Source organism: Enterocloster clostridioformis, from assembly GCF_020297485.1.
Lineage (GTDB): Bacteria > Bacillota > Clostridia > Lachnospirales > Lachnospiraceae > Enterocloster > Enterocloster clostridioformis.
In genome coordinates this window covers 248,042-271,688 of sequence record NZ_JAIWZC010000001.1, presented here as the reverse complement: position 1 = coordinate 271,688, position 23,647 = coordinate 248,042, and the positions used below count along the sequence as shown (strand labels likewise).

Here is a 23,647-nt window from a genome sequence, read left to right as displayed (position 1 = left end):
AAAATGAGTTTTCCGAAGGGTTTTCTCTGGGGCGGCGCCGTTGCCGCCAATCAGATCGAGGGCGCGTGGAATGAGGACGGCAAGGGCTGGAGCGTGGAGGATGTGGTCACCTTCAAGCCCAAAGTGGACGTAAAGGACTACAAGGCCAACGTCCACACCTCCCTGGAGGGCGTCAAGGCAGCTATGGCGGACCCCGACCCCACCTATTACGCCAAGCGCCGGGGCATCGACTTTTACCACCACTACAAGGAGGACCTGGCCCTCTTTGCCGAGATGGGCTTCAAGGTGTTCCGCCTGTCCATCGCCTGGTCCCGCCTCTTCCCCACCGGGGAGGAGACGGAGCCTAACGAGAAGGGGATCGCCTTCTACGAGGACGTCCTCCGGGAGATGAACCGCCTGGGCATCGAGCCGCTGGTGACCCTGTCCCACTATGAGATGCCCCTGGAGCTGGCGCTGAAGTACAACGGCTGGGCGGACCGGCGGGTGATCGGGCTGTTTGTGCGGTTCTGCGAGGTCTGCTTCCGGCGGTTCGGCAAATACGTCAAATACTGGCTGAACTTCAACGAGATCGACAGCCTGATCCGCCACAGCTTCACCACCGCCGGGATCATCCCGGAGCTGTGCGGGGAGCGGGGAGAGCTGGCCTGCTGCTACCAGGCCGCGCACAACCAGTTCGTGGCCGGAGCCATGGTAACCAAGCTGCTGCGGGAGCTGGTCCCCGGCGCGCAGATGGGCCTGATGCTCACCAAGCTCACCACCTACCCCCACACCTGCGCCCCAGAGGATGTGGCCGCCACCCAGAAGAAAAATCTGGAGAATTTCTTCTACGCCGATGTACAGGTGTTCGGAGAGTACCCCCGGTTGATCCTCCGTGACCTGGAAAAGCGGGGGCTCACGCCGGAGATGGAGCCGGGCGACCTGGAGCTGATCCGGGCGCACACGGTGGACTTTGTCTCCTTCAGCTACTACAACTCCTCCACCGAGTCGGTGGACCCCAACGTGGAGCGCGTACCGGGCAATACCATCCTGGGCGTGAAAAACCCCTACCTTCCCTCCTCTGAGTGGGGCTGGCAGATCGACCCGGTGGGCCTGCGGATCTCCCTGATTGAGCTGTATGACCGCTACCGCAAGCCCCTCTTCGTGGTGGAGAACGGTCTGGGGATGCGGGACACGGTGGAGCCGGACGGCTCCATCCACGACCCCTACCGGGTGGACTATTTCCGCGCCCACTTCCGGGAGATGGAAAAGGCCATCGACGCCGGTGTGGAGCTGATGGGCTACACCAGTTGGGCGCCCATCGACCTGGTCAGCGCCAACACCAACCAGATGAGCAAGCGGTACGGCTTCATCTACGTGGACCAGGACGACCTGGGCCAAGGCACGCTGGAGCGCAGGCGCAAAGACAGCTTCTATTGGTATCAGAAGGTCATTGCCACCAACGGCGAGAACATGGATTGATTTCCATTCATTTTATCAACCAGAAAGGAAGTATTCTTATGAAACAGTTCACCTACACCATCACTGACCCCGTAGGCATCCACGCCCGCCCCGCCGGGGTGCTTGCCAAGCAGGCCAAAGCCTTGGACAGCACCGTCACCATCGCCAAGGCCGATGGCAAGTCCGCCGCCGCGACCAAGCTCATGGCTTTGATGGGCCTGGGCATCAAGCAGGGCGATACCGTTACCGTAACCGTTGAGGGCGGCAATGAGGAAACCAACGCCGCTGCTATGGAGAAGTTCTTCAAGGATAACCTGTAAGCGCCGCACAAAAGGGGCGTCTGCCTTGCGGCAGACGCCCCTAATCATGTTTCTCTGTTATTTGCACGGAGAATACCAAAAAATATTGTAGGAGGAAATCACCATGATTTTGATTCAGGGAAAAGGCGTTTCCAAAGGTGTCGTCCAGGGACCTATCTACTTCTTCCAGCGCGCGTCGGCGGCGGTGTCCAACGCTGTGGCCGGCGATTTGGAGGAGGAGAAGCGGCGTCTGGAGGAAGCGAAAGAAAAGTCCATGGAGCAGCTTAACGCCCTCGCGGACAAGGCCCGGGAGGAGGCCGGTGAGGATGCCGCCATGCTTTTCGAGACCCACGCCATGTTTGTGGAAGACGAGGACTTCTGCGACTGCATGAACGCCGCGCTGGAGGAGCAAAACTGCTCCGCCGAGCGGGCGGTGGAGATCGCCGGGGAGCAGTTTGCCGCGATGCTCGCCGCCATGGACGACGCCTATATGCAGGCCCGGGCCGCCGACATCAAGGACGTGTCCCGGCGTATTTTGAACAACCTGATGGGTGTGACTGAGGGTGGTATCGACTCCGACGAGCCGGTAATTTTGGCCGCAGACGATCTGGCCCCCTCCGAGACGCTGCAATTGGACAAGAGCAAAATTCTCGGCTTCATTACCCAGGGCGGCTCCGGCAACAGCCACACCGCGATCCTGGCCCGCACCATGGGCATCCCCGCCATCTGCGGCCTGGGTGACTCCTTGAAACAGGATATGGCCGGGCGTGTGGCGTACATCGACGGTGAGACGGGCAAAGTCGCCATCGACCCCGACGAGATCACCCTCTCTGCGTTCCAGGCTAAGATGGAAAAGCAGCGGGAAATGAAAGAGCTGATGGAAACCATGAAGGGCCAGGAGGATGTGACACTGGACGGGCGTCACATGATGGTCTACTGCAACATCGGCTCCCCGGAGGACGTAGCGGCGGTCAAGTCCAACGACGGTCAGGGCATCGGCCTGTTCCGCTCCGAGTTCCTGTATCTCGCCACCTCCGACTACCCCACCGAGGAGGAGCAGTTCAAGGCGTACAAGGACGTGGCCGCCGCCATGGACGGCAAGCGGGTGGTCATCCGCACGTTGGACATCGGCGCGGATAAGCAGGTGGACTACTTCGAGATGCAGAAGGAAGAAAACCCCGCCCTGGGCGTGCGGGCCATCCGCATTTGCCTCAACCGTCCTGAGGTGTTCCGCACCCAGCTGCGCGCCCTTTACCGCGCCTCCGCCTACGGCAAGGTCGCTATCATGTTCCCCATGATCACCTCCGTGTGGGAGGTCCGGGAGTGCAAGCGGGCCTGCCAGAAGGTCATGGCCGAGCTGGACGCCGAGGGCATCCCCTACCGCAAGGACACCGAGATCGGCATCATGATCGAGACCCCGGCCTCCGTGTTCGTGGCCGAGGAGCTAGCCCGCGAGGTGGACTTCTTCTCCGTGGGCACCAACGACCTGACCCAGTACACCCTGGCCTGTGACCGTCAGGCCAACGACCTGGGCAAGTTCTTCGACCCCCACCACCCCGCCGTGCTGCGGGCGCTGAAGATGGCCACCGACGCCGCCCACAAGGCGGGCATCTGGATCGGTATCTGCGGTGAGCTGGGTGCCGATCTCTCCCTGCTGGAGACCTTCCTGGCCATCGGTATCGACGAGCTGTCCGTGTCACCCTCCTCTGTGCTGCCCCTGCGGGCTGAGATACGCAAGTCCATTGCCAAGACCTGTACCTTGGAGAAGCTGGAATGCTAAACAGAAAAGATACCACGAAATCAGCGGAAGAGGCGGGGTAAAAGGTAACGGGCAAGCAATGGGGCTGTGAAGAAATAGAGTAGATGGACTCTATTTCCCACAGCCCTCCCACTTTTTGATCCAGAAGTCTGTTACTTTCCTAAAAAAGCATATACCTCCCCCTTACCCCCACAGAAAGCGGGCCCTTCTTTTTTATGCCGCAACAGCAGCCCTTTTCTTTTTATTCCTGAATTTATAGAGATTATGGCCTATTGATACCAAATATATTTCCAGACTCACTCGGTTTAGCTTTCTTCTTACCACACGTTTGTACCATCGGTCATACTTTATGATTCCAAACGTCCCTTCCGCTTGTATCGAACGGTTCATCCGCAGCAGCGCTCCCTGGATACTTTCCAGGTTTTCGACTACTTCCTGGTGCATACAGCTCAGCTCCCGGTTCATACACACCATACGGTTCTTATCTGTCTTTTTACATTGTTCCTTATAAGGACATCCTCCACAGTCCTCACATGTATAGTACTCTTCCTGGCGTCCATATCGGTTCCCTTTTACTGCTTTCCTGTATGCAAAATGGAACTTCTTTCCCCATGGGCACATCAGGGTCCCATCCGGGCCCGGCTTAAAGTTCACCGCACGAAACGGGTTCTCATGATATTCTTTATCTTTTGTCTCTTTTTTGTACATCGGAAATTTCATGTACTTTTCCATCCCGTGTTCCTGACAATAAATATAATTGTTGTACGAGCCGTATCCCGCATCTGCTACCGGATATTTCGGGTAAAACCCATACAGTTCCCTAAATTTCTCCATCAACGGCACAAAGCAGTCCATATCCGAGCGGTACTGCTTCACGTCGATGACCGCTATATATTCATCCGCCACCCCGATCTGAATGTTATATGCCGGGAGCAGCTGGTCGTTTCCCATGTAGTCCTTTTTCATCCTCATAAACGTGGCATCATGGTCCGTTTTGGAATAGCTGTTGCGTTCTGGACCGCAGATCCGGATCTTTTTCACATATTCTTTCAGCTTTTGTGTGTATTCTTTCAGCTTCTCGTAATATCTCTGCTCCCTGGTCTTTCGGTGTCCCCTGCCGTGGACAAACGCTTTTTCGTCGATCCGGCACTGAAAAGCGTATCGTCCAAGAATCATCTCCAGACCTTGCGGAGTATATTCCGTGTTCGTCTCAACCTTCAGCCCGGTATAGGCCAGATCCTCATTGATCTGACCCAACAGCTGTGTGATCTTTGCAAACAGCCGGTATCTGGATTTTTCCGTTGCTTTTTTCCATACCCAGCTGTATTTATTCGCATTTGCCTCAAATTTTGAGCCGTCTATATAGAGATGTTCCAGATCCACGGCGTCTTTTTTTCGGATATACTCCATAACGGCACGGAAAATATCTTCAGCCTTTCCGTTGATTTCATCATTTATAAAGTGTCCGAAGGAGCGGTAACCGGGTGTTTCGTAATCCATCAGGTACATGTAACGGATATTGGTTCTGCACCGGTCCTCCAATTCCCTTAAACTTGCGTATCCCGTGTCCATAAAGCCGAATAAGATTGTTTTAAGCATGTTGACCCGATTATATCTCGGCCTGCCATAGCGGTATAATGGTTCAGGCCTGAGATACTGTTCTATTCCGATCTCCTCCATGATCTGGTCAAATACCAATACCGGATCGCAGATATCCAGACTATCTGCAAGAAATACTGGAAATCTTCCCTGCTTTGGACTATAATAAGACATGGTATTGTTTTTCATGACAGATAAATTATATCTTGTTGGTGGCTGACGCCCCCAAGCCCCCGTAAGGACCGGCGTAAATGCGCCGGTCCTTTTAAGCCGCCTTCGGCGTCTGCCGTTACCTGCCGGAAGCGGGGAAATCATTATCTTGCCCCCTGCTGGCGGTCACGATTTTTCTCCGTTTCTGTCACACCTAAAATTCGCTCCACATTGTTTTTGGCAGTGAGCAGTTCTAACATTTTTTCTCGTGCCTGCTTGTACTCTGGATACCGCTTTTTGTTCTCCACCTTCAACATGGCATACTCCTGTTTTAGCGATTGCATGGGCGGCAGTTTCTTCAAACCGAGGGAATCAAAGTATTGTTTGGCCGCTTGACAGGCCGTGATTTCACTGCTATGCTGTTCGTAAAATTTCTCCCTTTTCCTGCCCGTCAATTTCCGATACTGTGCGTAAATCTCCCATGTCTTACCGTAAGCGCCGATGTGCTTTTGCAGTTCGGAGATGTCCTTCATTCTTGCGCTGGCGGCTTTCGTCCGGTCAGCTAAATCGTTGAAATTCTGAACCGCCGCATCACAGGCTTTCTCCAATTCTCCAAGGTCGGTCAGATTGTTTTCTTGCAAGTACATGACCGTTTTTGCCATCTCTTTGAGATTGAAAATTTTCGCCCACCGCTCGAATCCGGGAGAGTTGGCCTGCTGCATTTTCGATTGAATATCAATCAGCAAATTAGGCTTGGACTTCACCGCCGCCTTTGCCCTTGGAGTGACAATCCGTTTGCCGGAAATGCGCTCCATAATCGCCGTTTCAGAGTAATCCACGCCGAGGGAATCACAGCGGAGAAACCTCTTGCCATTGGAAATTTTGAACGCAAGGTGTTTGCCCTGTTTTACCTCCACGCCCGCCGCTTTCATGGCGGCGAGGAAGCTGTCAAAATCCTTGCAGCCTTGACCGAGGGCGGTGTCAATCAGGACCTCCAACTGTCCCCTAATGGTAGGCGCTTTATCCTCACCTAACCATGTGCCGTAGCTGCCCCGGCTGGGCTTCGGCTCCGAGATCACCGACAGACCATTTTCCAGGCACAGCATATCGGAGATTTTACGAATTGCAAATGAGGACCGCCAGAAGTTTCGGAATTTTCGAGTGCAGTCTATGGCAGTCGAGTTGAACACGATATGAGAATGAATGTGGTGTTTGTCAACGTGGGTGCAGACGATGAAAGCGTGTTTCCCCTTGGTCAGCGACATAGCGAGATCATAGCCGATCTTGTTTGCCAGTTCCGGTGTGATCTCCCCCGGCTTGAAGGACTGCCGCATGTGGTAGGCGATCACATCATTGTCCTTCCGTTCCCTGCCGGTAATGGCAGCATACTGCCGTTTGGAAAATAAAAACTCCTGGTCAGCAATAGACGGGTTACACTGGTAGGCCGTGACCAAATCGCCGCCGTTGGTTTTCTCTGGATTCTCTACATAGGCCGTCACCCGGCCCAGGGCCTCGGCCACGGTTCGGCCCATGCCGCTGTGCAGCGGCATCAATCGTGTTGTTGCCATTTTCTAAACCTCCCGCAAAAAGAAAAAGGTGGTGAACGAAAAATCTTCGCCCACCACCAAACCGCTATTTGATTTTCGATAACTGCTCCAATATGCTGCCGAACAGGCCGCTGACCTCTGTCAGCTTGCCGCAGATTTCGTCCACCTCGTCAGGATAGACACCGCCGCCGGAGTTGACCCGGCGGGCGATCTGGTTCACATTGTTGGACGTGTACCGCAGGAGCTTTGTGCACTCGTCCAGCTCTTTGATTTGCAGTTGGACAATGTAGCCGTCAATACACAGCTTCCGAATATAGGCGCTCATATTGTGAACGCCCATCAACGCCATCCTCTGTTCGATTAAGCTCCGTTCCTCGTCTGTAACTTTGAAATAGATACCGCTGGTCTTCTCTTTTGCCATAATCCCCCTTATCTCCGCTTCTGCCATACGAGGTCATAGCCGAGAGCGTCAGCCAGCTCGACCGCTTCCTTATAGCGCAAGGATTCACGGCGCAGCTTGTCGGAGAGGTTCGGGACGCTGGGACTCCATCCGTATTGCTCCGTTAGCTTTTCCACTAACTCGCTCATGGTGAAGCCCTCCCGGACAATATAGGCTTTGATTTCGTTCCTGATATTCATAAAAACTCTCATTCCTTTCGCTTCGCTTAGGCACAAAACAGTTATGAAATAGCAAGTTTGTGCTTCCACTATTTTATTTTTGATGTTAAACTCTCCTCAGACAGATACACTACAGAGCACGGAGGAGGAAGTAGAATCGGTTCCTCCATTTGGGATCAAGTCCGCATAAAAACATGTGTCGGCTGTCTTCTCAAGCACAAACCAGTGACGCCTTGAGCTCGTAACCTAATCATTGTCAAAGCAATTCCTTAGGTCTTTCTTTGCTGGACAGCCAGTCAATGTCTGTCTATTTTACTTAGGAGGGCTGTTTTATGTTATCTATCAAACACTTTGTCTGCTGTGGCATGGACGTTCACAAGAAATTTGTTGTCGCTACCATTGCTCTGACAGACTACAGGGGCGTTACTTCTTATGTTAAAAAGCGGTTCGCCACCTTCAATTCCGATCTTAATTCTTTGAAAAAATGGCTTCTTTCTTTCAATTGCACTGAGATCTGCCTCGAATCCACTGGTAAATACTGGATTCCAATTTTTAATATCCTGGAGGATTCCTGTCACGTTGTCGTTGCTAACCCCAAGTATGTCAGGGCTATCAAAGGACAGAAAACCGATGACAAAGACTCCGCCTGGATTGCGGATCTGTTTAAATTTGATATTGTTCCTTCCAGTTATATCCCCTGTAAGGAAATTCGCATGCTTCGGGAATTGTTCCGATACCGGCAGAAACTGATTGGCCACCGCAGCAGTGAGAAAAACCGGTTACAGAATGCTCTTACGGTTTCCAACATTGCCCTTGCATCCGTCCTCTCAGATACCTTTGGAAAATCAGCGACCGCCATCGTTGACTATATCCTGACCTGTGAGGTATTTGACCCCGAATACTGTAAATCCCTGCTTCTTAAAAAAGCAAAGGACAAGGCAGATGATGTTGTAACCTCCATAATCGGTTATGAACTGCGCCGTGACCAATCCGTTAAGATTAAGGTCTGCAGAAAGCATTTCGATGAAATCAATGAGTGCGTCTCCACTCTCGAAGAAACGATTTCCGACCTGGCTAAACCTTACCATAAATTTATCGAATTGGCTACTACAATTCCTGGAATTACAGAGCAGTCTGCCACCTTTATCATTGCTGAAATCGGGGTGGATATGGCGGTATTCAAATCCTCAAAACGTTTGTGCTCCTGGGCTGGGCTGGCTCCTGAAAATAACGAAAGTGCCGGTAAAAAGAAGAGCGTCCATGTTTCAAGAGCCGGGGTGTACTTAAAGCCTCTGCTGGTTCAGTGTGCAAATGCTGCCATCAAGAGTAAAAACCCTTACTTCAGATACAAATATGACCGTATAAAAAAACGTCGTGGTCATAAACGGGCAATCATTGCCATTGCACGCATGGTGTTGACTTGCATTTACCACATGTTCCAAAAGCAGGAGGTATTTAATCCTGCCGATACGGATTATTCCGCTATTCCTGAAGAAATGTACCGGAAATTTCAGGAACAGTATGACAGAAATGCCATCAAACGTTTAGAGAAACGAGGCTATATGATTACTCCTCCTGCTATGGCCTGATACCCTTTATTCCATAGGATCCTTTGGGGCGGCAGTTTACTGGTGCTCTTGTTAAGTTACGATTTTTTTTGATTTTTTCTTTCAACCTATTGTACTCCTTTCTAAATTGTGTTCGCCCTCCGGCGTAGGAATAGAAAACGCTCCCAGCAAACCGGGCAGGTCGTTCACCATGCCCAGGTCACAGGAGCGCACATCGAATTTCAGCGTTTAGCGTAAAGTCATGCGAAATGGTGAATACCAGCAGGGGAAGACGTATTGCGTTCGCCGCTTGGCGTTGCGTGTTTCCACGAAAAAGCGTTATGCTGATACTGTTTTGTTCGCTGATTTCACATAGATTGAAATTTAGGGCGAAAAAAGGGGTGGTCCGCAGACCGCCCCTTTTTGCAGCATATTCAACCCTGGGCCTCTGCCGCCCGCTTTTTCTTCTCACGGGAACGCCTGGAATATTCCCGCTGTTTCTCCCGAATCTTCCGTCGCCGCTCCTGTTCCTCCAATTCCTCCGGCGTAGGTTCCGGGAGCGGCACATCGAATTTTCCGATAAACTTCAGGTAAATATCAACTTCCTGCATCCGTTCGCCATTGAACCTGTCCGGCGCGTGGACAACGATCTTGTCCACGAACTCCAAAATCATCGGCGTGGTCAGCACAGAGAAGTCAGCGTACCGCTTGACCAAATCCAAAAACTGACCGGCCCGGTCTGTATCGGCGGCGAACGCATCAAGCGCAGCCTGTTCCCGTTCAATTGCCGCATCCAATTCTTCCTGCTCACGCTCATACCCATCCGACAGCAGCTTGAATCGCTTCTCTGTCAGACTGCCCGTGGCGAAGGATTCATAGAGCTTTTGAATCAGCCCATCCAGCTCAGAGGAACGCTTGCGGTCCCGGTTCAGCTTGCGTTTCAGTTCCTTTGCGGCGTTTTCCTGCCGAAGCTGGGAGGCGGCGCGAATCTTTTCCATAAACCCTTTTTCATCAGAGATAGCGTAGGTACTGACTGTCCTGATAGTGTCAAGCAGCAACGCCCGAACTGCTTTCGTAGAGATATAGTGACTGCAACACTTTTGTTCTGACTGTTTTGCGGTCAGCATATAGGTGGCGCAATTATAATTATCGCCAGCATAAAGACCGCTTTCCGGGTCAGGCTTCCAGCCCTCCCTTAATGCCCTGCCGCCCCGCTTATGATTATACATCCTGGCTCCACAGTCGGCGCAGAACATCAGCCCAGTCAGGGGATTGGCCTCGCCCGTGGTGTCCGTCCGGCGTACCGTCTGCCGTACTCGTTGGGCCAGCTTCCACGTCTCCGGGTCAACAATGGCCTCGTGGGTATTCTCAAAAATCAGCCATTCCTCCGGCGGACGCTTAATCATCTTCTTGTCTTTGTAAGAGGGCTTATAGGCTCGGAAGTTAACCGTGTGGCCCATATATTCCGGCTTGGCAAGCATATCCCGAATCGTGGCATCCGTCCAGTCATAGGGGCGGGACATATCCGTTTTGCTCTGGCACGTTCCCCGCCCCCGTTGGGCAAGATAGTAAGAGGGACGCTCCACCTTATCTTCCATCAGGATTCTGGCAATCGCAAGAGGGCCTTTTCCCTCCGCACTCAAATGGAAAATGCGGCGCACAACGTCCGCTGCTTCATCGTCCACCAGCCAGTGGTGCTTTTCATCCGGGTCCTTCTTGAACCCATAGGGAATCGTGTTGGTGACAGGCTTGCCGGACTTACCCCGTATCTGATACTGTGCTTTTTGCTTGCGGCTGCAATCGCGCACGTACCACTCGCTCATAATGTTGATGAACGGGGCAAACTCCCCCGTACTCTGGTCCTCGCTGTCCACACCATTAGAGATAGCAATGAACCGAACGCCATGCTGTCTGAAAAGAACCTCGGTATAGAAGCCCGTTTGCAGATAGTCACGCCCGACACGGCTCATATCCTTGGCGATCACACAGCCGATTTTCCCGGCCTCAATGTCCGCAACAAGCTGTTTCCAACTGGGCCGCTCAAAGTTAGCCCCGCTCCATCCGTCATCCGTGTAATGGGAAATATTAGTAAATCCTCGCTGGGCGGCATAGCTTTCAAGCATGGCCTTTTGATTCACGATTGAGTTACTATCCCCAATTTGCTCATCGTCACGGCTAAGGCGCTCGTATAATGCCGTAATCTTCTCCGTCTCCAACCGCTTCTCGTTCATGTTGAACTCCCTTCAAGCGGCTGGCTCGTTTGTGGTATCCCTATTGTACCACAGTCAGCAACCTTTGTCACGGCTCCGCGCCGAAATGAACTACCCCGCAGCAAGCTGCGGGGTATCGAAGGTTGCAACCTCTACATATAATCCCATATGCTATACTGCTTTGTTTTCTCTACGTTTTTATAGATTGTTTTATAATTTTTTTCCTGTCCCTGTTCTTTCACATATCTACTTATGATTTGCTCATTCCCATGTTCACTCACCGTTGCTACGTAATAGCCATCTGTCCAGAATTCTCCTCCCCACAATTTTTTCTTCACTTGTGGACATTTCGCGAACACCTCCCGGGCTATGATGCTCTTCACTATTTGGATGATTTTTTTTGGACTATATGCAGGCACTGACTGGATAAGAAAATGTATATGGTCTTTATCTGTACCTACTTCCAAAAATCTTATTTCATACCTTTCCTGAATTCCCTCACACGTTTCTTTGATTACCCTATCTACATCTTCATCTATTACTACTCTTCTATATTTTGCTGGACATACGAAATGATACATGAGTACTGATACATTGTGTGACTTGCGTATTGTTTCACTCATCACACAATTTCTCCTTTCCTTTTTCCTCTAGTATAGGCGTTTGCGAAACGCCAGAACCCATATAAATACGGGATTCTTTTTCTTACAAAATAAAACAACTCCTCACTGGTTTATGGTAAAATAGAATTGTCCAGAAACTATCTACCAATCCACCAAGAAAGGAGTTGTACCTATATGATAACATACAAACAGCTTTCTTTGGCAGATATTTTTACCGATTGCCAAAATAAATTTGATAACGATAAATATGAGTTCCTTTCTTTGCTTGATGAAACCATCAACCTCGATGAAATTGTCCCGACGTCTTTTGTTTCCCATTTCCACGCCGCCACCGGCAGACCTAGAAAGCACCTTCTTTATCCAATGCTCAAGGCTCTGTTATTACAGCTTATTTTCTCGATTCCTACTACTTCCCTCCTGATTGTATTTTTGAAATACTCTCAGGAATTACGGGATTTCTGTGGCTTTGATGTTGTTCCTGACGCGTCTAAATTCACACGCTTCAAACAGGATTTCTTATTGGACTTACAATCGATGTTTGACAGGCTGGTTGACCTGACCGAACCGATATGCCAACGGATTGATAAGGAAAAAGCATCTATGCTTCTCTTTGATACCTCCGGTATTGAAGCATGGGTAACAGAAAATAATCCCAAATACGCCAACCGTATCATCAAACAGCTAAAATCTTTAAAAAAAGCGAACGGGCTGGATGATTCCTTTGACCCTTATAAAGCCGCCTATGGTTCCATGCCGCCTCATGCTGCCGCTAATCCTGCGATTCAGCAGATGTACATTAACGGGCATTTCTGTTATGCCTTTAAATTCGGCATCGTTACAAACGGGCTGGGTATCGTCAGACATATTTCCTTTTACAACAAAGATTTTCTCGTATCCCATCCTGAGATCATCGTGGAAAAGAAATCTGACTCTCCGGATGAGGACAAAAGCCTTGCAGATTCCAAAGCGCTAATCCCGACTCTGAAGGATTTCTTCCGGAAACATCCGCTTATCAACCCCAAAACGTTTCTGGGGGATGCCGCTTTCGATTCCATCGAGATTTATAAATACCTACTGCAGGAAACATCCTTTGAAAAAGCGTATATTCCCCTGAAAAACAAACTCAAAATCGAAGGAGTCGATTACACCGTAAATGCTGATGGCATTCCCTGTTGCCCGCATGATGCTTCACTCCCAATGAAACGGGAAGGAAGTAAATCTCATTTGCGCTGTGGTCTTCCAACCATGAAATTTGTCTGTCCCAAAATGAAATGGGAACGAGACAACATTACAAAGAAAACCAAACGCGTATGCCATTGTGACAACCCGTGTACAGCATCTTCCTGCGGAAGAATGATCTACATCTATCCGGAACAGAACCTCCGTGCTTATCCAGGGACTATCCGCGGCACATCAGAATGGGACTCCACATATAAAATCCGGGTGAATGTAGAAAAATCCATTAACCACTTTAAGGACAGCTTTTGTGTTGCCGGGCGTAAAACACAGAATGAGAAAACACTCCATGCGGATTTGCTCCTTGCCGGAATTGCCCAGCTGATTACCGTAATGGTTGCGGATAAAATCCATAAACATCAATATATCCGCAGCTTGAAACCTTTGATCGCATAAGTATCCGTGGTTCATATTCCTTTACTGTCAGATACCCGTATCTGTTTTATTTTCGCACCCGAAAATCCTGTTTTTTACACACACCTCCCGAAAATCCGGCTATGCCAGATTTTTGTCTTGTTGGAATCAAGATTTCCTACTTGTTTCGCAATTACCTATTCCTCTAGTATATCACTTCCTCCATGTCTTGAAAAAGTTTGTTACGCAGCAAGCTGCGGGGAATTAAACCCTCTTTTTGATTAAATGCAGAATTTTGTCGTTCATGGTTTCCTGGGCGGTATCGCTGAAATGGACACGCACCTTGTAGGTGGTAGACCCGATACGCCGGTAGAGAATGGCGGTGTTCTCCGCTGCTGGTTGAATTGTAGCTATATTTTGCCTTCCTTTCTTGCGGTAGGCCGCAACCCGTGATATGATGTTGGTGGACTTGTCCAGGCAGCAGAAAACCAGCCTCCGGCTGCATAATGTCGTTTGCAGTCGAAAACTGGCTTGATTGTGCCTATGTACTTTTGTCGTGAAAGGACGATGGTTTTCACAGCACCCAAAGCATCCCCTCACTAATAGGAGAAAAACCGGGGGCAAAGCGGAACCATTTTCAAAAAGAATTTGAAAATTTCTTGGAGCGGCCCAGTTTGTTCGCCCATCTCTATTATACGGTCAAGTTGGCCATGACCGCAAAAATATGGCGATAATGCAAGATTTGACCGTCACCCTCGAAAAAATTGCAAAAATGCAAGATTGGATAGTTACCAACGTGACCGACATTTTGTCGGCCACGTTGTTGACAAATTGTCCGTTTGCGTCTTTGGCCTGCGTCATTGTGCCGCTGACCAGAACCAGGACGAAAAATTTTCGTTCTGATTGGTGGCGGTCAAAATGTTCGGCACCAGCAGAAGGAGGTAGCGGCACATTTCGCCGCCACCTCCCAGGAAGATCAAGATTGCAAAATGCAAACTTGGTCCCTGGTACAACGTGGCGGACATTTTTTCCACGATGTTGCCAAAATCAGAAGTGCATTTTGCATTTCTGATTTTCAAAGGCGCATTTTGCGCCTTTGAACCGCCGCAGTAACGTGAAGTGCAAAATGCACCTCACGTCAAGCGGGTTCGAGCGTCAGGCTGACGCTCGAAGCTGTGTGTTATTGCTATCACCCCTCCCATAGCGCTCTCATTCACCACAAACGAGCAAGCCGCTATGTTGTATTAGGTGAAATCTCATATTCACCCTTTACAACATACATCTTTATACCAATTTGCGGAACCTGATTGCTGAATAACAGGGCACAAAGGATTCTCATATTTCAAATGTGATGATAATACGTTGTCGTATTTTTCATCTTCGCTTAAAAGTGTAAAAGTTTAAAGTAATAAAGTATTGACATTTCAGACAGAGTCGCTTACACTATTACTGCATATGAATCATTCTGAAGAATACATACTATGGTCCATACAATCTGTATATTTATAAATTTGCATAAGGAGTACTGAATTATGATTATCATTATGAAACCCAATGCTTCTGATGAAGCGGTGAAAAAGGTAACAAACCTGATTGAATCCAAGGGGCTCACAGCCCATCTGTCCAAGGGTTCCCAGGTTACTATTGTAGGTGTGGTAGGCGACAAGACCAAGCTTTTGGACACCAACATCGAAATCAGCGAAGGCGTTGACAAGGTAGTGGCTGTCACGGAATCTTATAAACTGGTCAATAAAAAATTCCATCCTGAGGATTCCGTGATTCCGGTTGGCAACACCCACATCGGTCCCGGCACCATGACGGTGATGGCCGGTCCCTGCGCCATTGAATCCCTGGACCAGCTTTTGGAGACCGCTTACGCGGTGAAAAAGGCGGGAGCCACCTTCCTGCGCGGCGGTGCCTACAAACCCCGCACATCCCCCTACTCCTTCCAGGGGCTAGAGGAGGAGGGGCTTAAATACATGAAGGCTGCCAGAGAAGCCACGGGCCTCAATGTAATCTGCGAAGTCACCAGCGCCCATGCCATTGAGTCCGCTGTGAAGTATGTTGACATGCTGCAGATTGGCGCCAGAAACATGCAGAACTTTGAACTGTTAAAGGAGGCTGGCAAATCCGGCACTCCCGTATTGTTAAAACGCGGCTTGTGTGCTACCATTGACGAATGGCTCAATGCTGCCGAGTACATCATTTCCGAGGGCAACCCCAATATTGTGCTGTGTGAGCGCGGCATCCGCACATACGAAACTTCCACCAGGAACACCCTGGATATCAGCGCTGTTCCGGTCATCCGCCAGAAGAGCCACCTTCCCATCATCGTGGATCCCAGCCACGCCACAGGTGTCAGAGCCTATGTGGAACCCCTGGCAAAGGCAGCCATTGCAGTCGGAGCGGACGGCCTTATGATTGAAGTCCACCCCTGTCCTGCCAAGGCACTGTCCGATGGTCCCCAGTCTCTGACCTTTGATGCCTTTGAGCAGCTGATGAAGGACCTGGCTCCTTACGCAGAGCTGTCAGGCCGGACCTTTAAGGCACAGTAACAGAACTTTACGGCACTCTCACTTCAGGGAGTGCTTTTACATATGCCCGATGCGCGTCCCCGGCCGTTACGGCATCCGCTTTTAATATCTTAAATACGGCGCATCCGGTTCCCGCATTTACAGGAGGAGATACCAATATGGAAAAAATAACCATGACCGATTCCACCATCGCATTCATCGGACTGGGGCTTATAGGCGGCTCCATTGCCCGGGCTATCAGAAAAACACGGCCGGATATCCGCATCATGGCTTACATGCGTTCCCGCTCCCGTCTGGAGCAGGCCCGGCAGGAAGGAATCGTGGATGTGATTCTGGATGGAATTGATGAGAACCTGCGTGAATGCGACCTTATATTCCTCTGCACCCCGGTGGAATACAACGCGGGCTATCTCTCCGCCATACGGCCCTACCTGAAGCAGGGCGCCCTGATTACAGACGTGGGAAGCACAAAATGCGGCATCCATGAGGAAATCAGACGCCAGGGCCTGGAATACTGCTTTGTGGGCGGCCATCCCATGGCTGGCTCGGAAAAGACCGGCTATGAGAACTCTACGGACCATCTCCTGGAAAATGCCTACTACATCGTCACTCCTCCTGAGGGAAAGAACAGTTCCCACCCGCAGGCTTTAAGCCCCAATGCAGAACGCATCATGGCGGTGGCAAAAGCCATCGGCGCCATTCCCCTTGTTCTGGATTACAGGGAACACGACAAGGTGGTGGCTGCCATCAGCCATCTCCCCCATCTGGTGGCTTCCAGCCTTGTGAATCTGATTAAGGACCACGACACAGCAGACGGCACCATGAAGCAGGTGGCAGCAGGCGGTTTTAAGGATATCACCCGAATTGCCTCTTCCTCCCCTGAGATGTGGGAACAGATATGCATGACCAATGTGGAGCCAATATCGGACATACTGGAAGCATACATCGCATCTTTAAACAAGGTGCTGGAGGAAATCAGAGAACATAAGGGACAGGATATCTACAGGCTGTTTGAGACCTCCCGTGATTACCGCAATTCCATTACAGACAAGGCCAAGGGATCCGTGGAACCGTCCTATGAGTTCACCGTGGATGTAAACGATGAGGTGGGCGCCATTTCCACCATATCCGTCATCCTGGCCGCCAAAGGCATCAGCATTAAGAATATCGGTATCAACAACAACCGCGAACGTGGTGAGGGGGCACTGAAAATCGCCTTCTATGACGAGGCTTCCATGGAAGCCGCATGGCAGAGGCTGGACAAATACAAATACGAGATGTTTAGCATGTAATCCGGAGAGAAAGGTCAGGTAACAGATTATGGAATTGAAAAGAGCATCCCATTTAAAGGGAGAAATCAGGGTCCCCGGAGATAAATCCATCTCCCACCGGGCCGTCATGTTCGGCTCCATTGCAGAAGGGCTTACGGAGATACACAATTTCCTCCAGGGAGCGGACTGCCTGTCTACCATTGCATGTTTTGAGAAGATGGGCATTGATATAGAAAATAAGGGCGGACAGGTGCTGGTCCACGGCCGCGGACTGCACGGACTGAAAGCACCCCGGGAAATCCTGGACTGCGGAAACAGCGGCACTACCACACGTCTCATATCCGGAATCCTCTGCGCCCAGGAATTTGACGTAACTCTCACAGGTGACGAATCCATCTGTAAGCGGCCCATGAAGCGTATTATGGACCCCCTTACCATGATGGGCGCCCATATTACCAGCATAAAAGGCAATGGCTGTGCTCCCCTGTTCATCAAGGGAGGCCCGGTCCACGGCATCCACTATGACTCCAGGGTAGCTTCCGCCCAGGTGAAATCCGCCATTATGCTGGCTGGTTTATATGCAGACAGCCCCACCAGCATAACCGAACCGTATGTGTCCAGAAATCATTCTGAGCTGATGCTGCGGCTCTTTGGCGCCCAGGTATCCACCGAAGGAACCACGGCAGTCATAAAGCCTGCCAGTGAACTCCATGGCAATCAGGTCATGGTTCCGGGAGATATTTCTTCTGCCGCCTATTTCATCGCCGGAGGCCTTATGGTGCCCGGCTCGGAAGTTCTGATACGCAATGTGGGCATCAACCCTACCAGGGACGGTATCCTGCGTGTATGCCGTGATATGGGAGCGCACATTGAACTGCTGAATGTAAGCGGAGGAACAGGAGAGCAAACAGCCGATATCCTTGTACGCCACGGCAGCCTTCATGGAACCGTCATAGGCGGCGCCGTCATACCTACCCTGATTGACGAGCTTCCTGTCATCGCATCCATGGCCTGTCTAGCAGAGGGTGAGACCATAATCCGGGATGCCGGAGAGTTAAAGGTAAAAGAGTCCAACCGGATTGCGGTCATGGTCCAGGGACTGACTGCCATGGGCGCTGACGTGACCGAGACAGAGGATGGAATGATTATCCGGGGCGGCGCTCCTCTCCACGGAGCTGTCATCGACAGCCGCAAAGACCACCGTATTGCCATGACATTTGCTGTCACTGCGCTGTGTGCGGATGGCATCACAGAGATAAAGGACGCTGACTGTGTCAATATATCCTATCCCGGCTTTTACAGCGATTTAAAGAGGCTGGCGCAGGGTTAAGCTGAAACCGCATCCGCTCCGGCTCATTCTGGGGATGGATGCGGTTTTGTTTTGATGATACGGTACTGCGCGCTGTCCGCTGACTCCTGTCATTTTGCCAATTCACAGAGCTTTGCGCTGTGGTCCGCCACCACGATTTTAAGGAGCTTGATATCGTTCTCCATGGCAGTTTGCTTCTGCTCTGACTCCTGATACCGCCTGGCGGCAGGTACATAGTTCTCAGCCAGAAGCTGGATATTGGGTATCAGCTGGTTTTCAATGATTTTGGATGTCCGTTCCTGCTGCTTCCTGATATCTTCGATGTCCGCCTCTACACGGCCCATCCTGTCTGTCAGCGAGAGGACCTGTTCCTTCAGGATGGTGATGTCAGCACGGATTGGAGCCAGTTTTTCATCCAGCTTCCGCTCCAGTTTTTCATCCAGCTTTTGTTCCAGTTTTTCGTCCAGCTTCTGTTCCAGTTTTTCATCCAGTTTCTGTTCCAGCTTCTGTTCCAGCTTTTCCTCCAGTTTCTGTTCCAGCTTCTGCTCCAGCTTTTCCTCCAGTTTCTGTTCCAGCTTTTCCTCCAGCTTTTCATCCAGTTTCCTATCCAGCTTTTCCTCCAGCTTTTCATCCAGTTTCCTATCCAGCTTTTCCTCCAGCTTTTCCTCCAGCTTTTCCTCCAGCTTTTCCTCCAGCTTTTCCTCCAGCTTTTCCTCCAGCTTTTCCTCCAGCTTTTCCTCCAGCTTTTCATCCAGTTTCCTATCCAGCTTTTGTTCCAGCTTTTCCTCTAACTTTTCTTCCAGCGTTTGCTCCATCGCCAGTTTTAGCTTTATCTCCAGCCTCTGCTCTGACTGTATCAGTTTCTGTTCCAGTTTTTTCTCCAGCTTATCATCCATCATACCGGATATAGCCAACAATAAATCTTGATTATTCAACAATTCCACTCCTCCCTCTTTCTTTTTATTATAATCATTTTTCGAGGCCGATTCAATATGTATCTCTGTTTCCGGCCTCACTGGTTTCGCTGCCGGATCGTCGCCATTGGCTTGTTCTTATGGGCATCACCTGTCCTTCCTGTGTATTCCCTGTGTCTTTTCTGTGTGATTCCAAATATGAGTTTGATGTGATTTCAGCAGCCGAAAGGGCCGGACGGAATAAGATTCCTAAACTGTATCTTAGGATGCAGCAGATTGCCGGAATACCTGAATTATCCAGCAGAAGTAAATTCACTTTAGCAAAAAAGGAAACCCGTGTCAAGACCCAATGTCATTAAGTTAAGATGGCAAGAACCAGGCTCTCTATATTAGAAATGGTAGATAAAAAGAATAGAATTCTTGAAGGCAGATGCAAATCTGCCTTTTCTGTGTTACCTGCAAATAGAAAAAAGGCAAAAGAAATAAATCTTTAACCTTTTTTCAAAACCTACCCCAGCGCTACATCCAGTATCATCATCACCACAAACCCAACGGCAAATCCAATGGTTGCCACATTGGAATGCTCTCCTTCGCCTGACTCCGGAATCAGTTCCTCCACTACCACGTAAATCATGGCGCCTGCCGCAAAGGACAGGAAGTATGGAAGAACCGGGCCTAAAAACTCAGCCAGCACCAGCATAAGGACAGCGCCTATGGGCTCCACCACGCCTGAAAGCGTGCCGTAAATAAACGCCTTCCCCTTCCCGGCCGCTTCCTTAAGAGGCAGGGATATGATGGCTCCCTCCGGGAAATTCTGTATGGCAATACCCACGGACAGGGCCAGCGCGCCCGCCAGGGTGATCGTCCCGTTCTGTGACAGAAGCCCTGCAAACGCAACGCCCACTGCCATTCCCTCCGGTATGTTGTGAAGGGTCACCGCCAGCACCAGCATGGTACTCTTTTTCCAGCTGCTCTTCGGTCCTTCCGGCTGCTCTGTATCAATGTGCAGATGAGGTATTATCTCATCCAACAGAAGCAGGAAACCAATTCCCAAAATAAAACCCACGGAAGCAGGGATGAATGCCAGCTTGCCCATGTGCCCGCTCATGTCCATGGACGGAATCAAAAGGGACCAGACAGAAGCCGCTACCATTACACCTGACGCAAATCCCAGAAATGCCTTCTGGACGCTGGGCTTCAATGCGTCTTTCAGAAAGAACACACAGGCTGCCCCTGCCGTGGTCCCGATAAAGGGAATCATGATTCCCGCAAATATACCGCTCATCTCAATACACCTCTGTCATCTCCTGAGCCCCGGCCCTCTCTTCTACAGGAATCCTTTGAGCTTCAGATAGTCTTTTATCAGTTGAATCATCTGGTCATAATCAATCCGGCTGGCATTGATGGGAAGATCATAATTTTCCATATCCATCCACTCCCTGCCGGTAAAGTAGCGGTGATACTCCGTCCTCTCCTTATCAATCCGTCTCATCCTGCGGAGAGCTTCCGCCTCATCCACCTTATCCACGTCCATGACCCTGCGGATTCTGGTGACCGTATCCGCATACACAAAGACGCGCACCAGATTATCCATCTGGTCCTGAAGCACATAGTTGCCGCAGCGGCCTACGATAATACATGTCTCAGAGGCTGCCAGCCCGCGGATGACCGATGACTGGAAACGGAACAGGTTCTCCGGCGAAGTAATGTTTGGGCCGTCCTTATCCGGTTCTGTCAGCTCCGGCTTCATGCTGGTCACTATACGGTACAGCAGATTGTTTCCTGCCCTTTCATCAGCCAGCCTGAAGTACTGCTCCCCTATGGCGCTGGTCTCAGAGGTCATCTTAAGTATCTCTTCATCGTAGAAATGAATGCCCAGCTCCTCGGCCAGGCGTTTGCCTGTCAGGCGGCCGCCGCTTCCGTACTGGCGTTCAATGGTAATTACAAAATGCTTGTCATTCATATTGAGTATCCCCCTTATTCCTAATCCACAGCCGTGCCCATGACAGGGCCGTGGTCGCTTTCACGTCTATACAATGTCTATGTGGCACATCCCCATGGCGCTGAGGGCATTGTGATGGCTTTGAGGCGTTACCCCCGCGCAGCAGGCCCCATCCACCTGTATGGATGTATCAGGAACCGCTGCCTTGAGCAGCATGGCGTTGGATATAACGCAGATATCCGTGCACAGGCCCACCAGCTCCACAAAATCATACTGTCCCCCGGCTGCGTAATCCGCCAGTTCCCTGCTTCCAAAGGTATGCTTCTCAAAACGGGTCCCTGAAATTCCCCTGAGCTCCGGTATCAGTTCCCAGCCCGGCGTTCCCTTGACGCAATGGACCACCGGAAGCTTTCTCCCTTCCATGGTATCCATATAATCGTCAAAATGGGTGTCCAGGGTAAATACCACCTCGTCTCCTGCATCCTGGTACGCCTTTATCTTATCCAGCACATGAGGGACAATGGCCTGGGCCTCAGGACTGCCCAAAGCTCCATCCACAAAATCCTTCTGCATATCCACCACCACAAGTAACCGGCTCATAGAACTTTCCTCCTTGTTGCGAACACGTTTTATTGTAAACACCTTTGTTTGGAACCCAAAATGTTCCTTTCCACACCTACAGTCTACCACATTTCATCAACCAATAAAAGTTCTTTTACACTTTTGTGCGACATTACATGACTTTATATGAATTTTCAAAACACTCTTGACAAATTCATTTTATTGTATTAAGATACGGATTAATAAAATAAACCGTAGAGAAAGAGGAGTAAGCTATCAAAGCTTTAACACAGAGAGCCGCAGGCGGTGGGATTGCGGTATAGGGCTGGCAGCTGAATGGACTTTTGAGGGCGGTCTTGAAGGATTGTATCATCTGTAGGGACCGACGGATTCCGCAACCGTTATACATGCGGCGCATATGTTGGTATGTGTAAAGTGGACTTTTTAGTCAATTTGAGTGGCACCGCGGATTTCATTCGTCTCAATCGTAGCATAAGCTATGATTGGGACTTTTTTATTCCGGCTTTATTCAAACAGCACCCCGTCAGAAAGTCCCTTATCCAACGACATTTTTTATCATCCAAATATAGTTTAAAAACAGGAGGAAACAAGATTATGAAAAAAACAATTGCAATGCTATTAACCGCGGCTTTAAGCGCATCCCTCTTATCAGGCTGCGTCTCCACTGCCCAGAACACCACCGCAGCCCAGTCCGCTGAAGCCTCGTCCGCTGATACATCCTCAGCCGACGGTTCATCCGCTGACAAGACCGGTGAGTCCACGGCAGAATCTTCTGCTGACAGCGCTTCCTACACCATCGGAGTGGGACAGTTTGCAGAGCATGGTTCTCTGGACAACTGCCGCGAAGGCTTCATGGCCGGCCTGGCAGAGGAAGGCATCGAGGAGGGCGTGAACCTGACCGTGCTTTATGATAATTCCCAGGCTGACGGCGGTACGGCCAGCCAGATTGCAACCAATTTCATCGGAAAGGGCGTGGACCTGATGTGCGGCATCGCAACTCCCATGGCGCAGGCAGAGTACGGCGTGGCTAAGAAGTCAGACATTCCTGTTATTTTCACTGCTGTAACCGACCCCGTAGCCGCAGAGCTGGCCAATGCGGACGGCACTCCGGTAGGCGAGGTTACGGGCACCAGCGATAAACTTCCCGTGGAGGCTCAGCTCAAGATGATCCGTGAGGTTCTTCCGGAAGCAAAAAATATCGGCATCATGTACACCACCAGCGAAGTGAATTCTGAATCCGCCATTGCCGAGTACAAGGAGCTGGCTCCCCAGTATGGTTTTGAAATCGTGGACACAGGCATCTCCTCTTCCGCTGATATCGCCCTGGCTGCCGACACCCTTATAAACAAGGTGGACTGCATCACCAACCTGACCGACAATACGGTAGTTGCCTCCCTTCCCGTTATCCTGGATAAGGCTGCCGCCAAGAATATCCCTGTATTCGGCAGTGAGATTGAGCAGGTGAAGATTGGATGCCTGGCTGCCATGGGGCTGGACTATATCGAACTGGGCAGGCAGACAGGAAAGATGGCCGCACAGGTACTGCGCGGCAAGAAAAAAGCCAGTGAAATGAATTACGAAACCATAAAGGAAGCCGCCTTCTACGGCAATACACGGGTGGCCGGGAATCTGGGCATCACACTGCCGGAAGATTTGACCAAAAATGCAACTGAGCTGTTCACTGAGATTGCCCAGTAAAGCTCTATCATTATTATC

At 50.6% G+C, this 23,647-nt stretch carries 20 protein-coding genes, 1 pseudogene and 1 other annotated feature; of the genes and pseudogenes, 9 read left to right on the top strand and 12 right to left on the bottom strand.

Features of this window, described 5'->3' with window-relative positions; translation table 11 throughout:
- Positions 1-3: 3 nt before the first annotated feature.
- From LA360_RS01200 to ptsP, 3 genes are all read left to right on the top strand, one after another.
- Positions 4-1,458, top strand: a complete 1,455-nt coding sequence (locus LA360_RS01200) for a glycoside hydrolase family 1 protein (RefSeq protein ID WP_022200379.1) — start codon at positions 4-6, stop codon at positions 1,456-1,458.
- Positions 1,459-1,496: 38 nt separating this feature from the next.
- A complete protein-coding gene (locus tag LA360_RS01195) occupies positions 1,497-1,757 on the top strand; it encodes an HPr family phosphocarrier protein (protein WP_022200380.1) in 261 nt (86 codons plus the stop codon).
- A 103-nt stretch (positions 1,758-1,860) separates the two neighbouring features.
- Positions 1,861-3,516, top strand: coding sequence for a phosphoenolpyruvate--protein phosphotransferase (gene ptsP / locus LA360_RS01190; RefSeq protein WP_022200381.1), 1,656 nt, complete (start codon positions 1,861-1,863; stop codon positions 3,514-3,516).
- A 192-nt stretch (positions 3,517-3,708) separates the two neighbouring features.
- On the opposite strand, the gene LA360_RS01185 is transcribed toward ptsP, so the two are convergent.
- The 4 genes from LA360_RS01185 to LA360_RS01170 form a co-directional block, all read right to left on the bottom strand.
- Complete coding sequence (locus LA360_RS01185; protein ID WP_112483217.1) at positions 3,709-5,283, bottom strand: IS1182 family transposase; 1,575 nt, start codon at positions 5,281-5,283, stop codon at positions 3,709-3,711.
- 125 nt (positions 5,284-5,408) lie between these two features.
- On the bottom strand, positions 5,409-6,812 hold the full coding sequence (locus LA360_RS01180; RefSeq protein ID WP_057573160.1) for a relaxase/mobilization nuclease domain-containing protein: 1,404 nt from the start codon (positions 6,810-6,812) through the stop codon (positions 5,409-5,411).
- 64 nt (positions 6,813-6,876) lie between these two features.
- The gene (locus LA360_RS01175) at positions 6,877-7,212 is read right to left on the bottom strand and encodes a plasmid mobilization protein (protein ID WP_057573161.1); all 336 of its coding nucleotides are present in this window, start codon (positions 7,210-7,212) and stop codon (positions 6,877-6,879) included.
- An 8-nt stretch (positions 7,213-7,220) separates the two neighbouring features.
- Complete coding sequence (locus tag LA360_RS01170; protein ID WP_057573162.1) at positions 7,221-7,430, bottom strand: hypothetical protein; 210 nt, start codon at positions 7,428-7,430, stop codon at positions 7,221-7,223.
- A gap of 311 nt (positions 7,431-7,741) precedes the next feature.
- On the opposite strand from LA360_RS01170, the gene LA360_RS01165 reads away from it, so the two are divergent.
- Entirely contained in the window at positions 7,742-8,998 is a 1,257-nt protein-coding gene (locus LA360_RS01165) for an IS110 family RNA-guided transposase (RefSeq protein WP_057572861.1), read from the top strand.
- A gap of 392 nt (positions 8,999-9,390) precedes the next feature.
- Here LA360_RS01165 and LA360_RS01160 read toward each other — a convergent pair whose 3' ends face one another.
- On the bottom strand, positions 9,391-11,187 hold the full coding sequence (locus LA360_RS01160) for a recombinase family protein (protein ID WP_057573163.1): 1,797 nt from the start codon (positions 11,185-11,187) through the stop codon (positions 9,391-9,393).
- Positions 11,188-11,318: 131 nt separating this feature from the next.
- Positions 11,319-11,789 carry an IS200/IS605 family transposase gene (tnpA, locus tag LA360_RS01155; protein WP_057571327.1) on the bottom strand — a complete coding sequence of 157 codons (471 nt, stop codon included), beginning with the start codon at positions 11,787-11,789 and terminating at the stop codon, positions 11,319-11,321.
- Between the two features lie 174 nt (positions 11,790-11,963).
- Between tnpA and LA360_RS01150 the strand changes: the two are divergent.
- A pseudogene (locus LA360_RS01150) lies at positions 11,964-13,350 on the top strand (transposase).
- A 293-nt stretch (positions 13,351-13,643) separates the two neighbouring features.
- Here the strand turns inward: LA360_RS01150 and LA360_RS31770 are convergent.
- Together LA360_RS31770 and LA360_RS01140 are read right to left on the bottom strand one after the other, a co-directional pair.
- Positions 13,644-13,979 (bottom strand): transposon-encoded TnpW family protein, encoded by a 336-nt coding sequence (locus tag LA360_RS31770; RefSeq protein ID WP_412221855.1) that lies wholly within the window; start codon positions 13,977-13,979, stop codon positions 13,644-13,646.
- A gap of 257 nt (positions 13,980-14,236) precedes the next feature.
- Positions 14,237-14,458 (bottom strand): hypothetical protein, encoded by a 222-nt coding sequence (locus LA360_RS01140; RefSeq protein ID WP_138262788.1) that lies wholly within the window; start codon positions 14,456-14,458, stop codon positions 14,237-14,239.
- Positions 14,459-14,911: 453 nt separating this feature from the next.
- Between LA360_RS01140 and aroF the strand changes: the two genes are divergently transcribed.
- The 3 genes from aroF to aroA all read left to right on the top strand — a co-directional run bounded on the left by aroF (position 14,912) and on the right by aroA (position 18,514).
- Positions 14,912-15,934 carry a 3-deoxy-7-phosphoheptulonate synthase gene (aroF, locus tag LA360_RS01135; RefSeq protein WP_022201710.1) on the top strand — a complete coding sequence of 341 codons (1,023 nt, stop codon included), beginning with the start codon at positions 14,912-14,914 and terminating at the stop codon, positions 15,932-15,934.
- Between the two features lie 137 nt (positions 15,935-16,071).
- Complete coding sequence (locus LA360_RS01130) at positions 16,072-17,205, top strand: prephenate dehydrogenase (RefSeq protein WP_022201711.1); 1,134 nt, start codon at positions 16,072-16,074, stop codon at positions 17,203-17,205.
- Positions 17,206-17,233: 28 nt separating this feature from the next.
- Positions 17,234-18,514, top strand: coding sequence for a 3-phosphoshikimate 1-carboxyvinyltransferase (gene aroA / locus LA360_RS01125; RefSeq protein WP_022201712.1), 1,281 nt, complete (start codon positions 17,234-17,236; stop codon positions 18,512-18,514).
- 89 nt (positions 18,515-18,603) lie between these two features.
- On the opposite strand, the gene LA360_RS01120 is transcribed toward aroA, so the two are convergent.
- From LA360_RS01120 to LA360_RS01105, 4 genes are all read right to left on the bottom strand, one after another.
- On the bottom strand, positions 18,604-19,437 hold the full coding sequence (locus tag LA360_RS01120) for a hypothetical protein (RefSeq protein WP_225537258.1): 834 nt from the start codon (positions 19,435-19,437) through the stop codon (positions 18,604-18,606).
- A 478-nt stretch (positions 19,438-19,915) separates the two neighbouring features.
- Positions 19,916-20,692, bottom strand: coding sequence for a ZIP family metal transporter (locus LA360_RS01115; RefSeq protein ID WP_022201714.1), 777 nt, complete (start codon positions 20,690-20,692; stop codon positions 19,916-19,918).
- A gap of 42 nt (positions 20,693-20,734) precedes the next feature.
- Positions 20,735-21,370 (bottom strand): cytidylate kinase-like family protein, encoded by a 636-nt coding sequence (locus tag LA360_RS01110; RefSeq protein WP_022201715.1) that lies wholly within the window; start codon positions 21,368-21,370, stop codon positions 20,735-20,737.
- Positions 21,371-21,436: 66 nt separating this feature from the next.
- Entirely contained in the window at positions 21,437-21,949 is a 513-nt protein-coding gene (locus tag LA360_RS01105) for a cysteine hydrolase family protein (protein WP_002587707.1), read from the bottom strand.
- Positions 21,950-22,156: 207 nt separating this feature from the next.
- Positions 22,157-22,397 (top strand) — a binding site (T-box leader).
- 128 nt (positions 22,398-22,525) lie between these two features.
- Between LA360_RS01105 and LA360_RS01100 the strand changes: the two genes are divergently transcribed.
- The gene (locus tag LA360_RS01100; protein ID WP_112481864.1) at positions 22,526-23,629 is read left to right on the top strand and encodes an ABC transporter substrate-binding protein; all 1,104 of its coding nucleotides are present in this window, start codon (positions 22,526-22,528) and stop codon (positions 23,627-23,629) included.
- Positions 23,630-23,647: the final 18 nt, after the last annotated feature.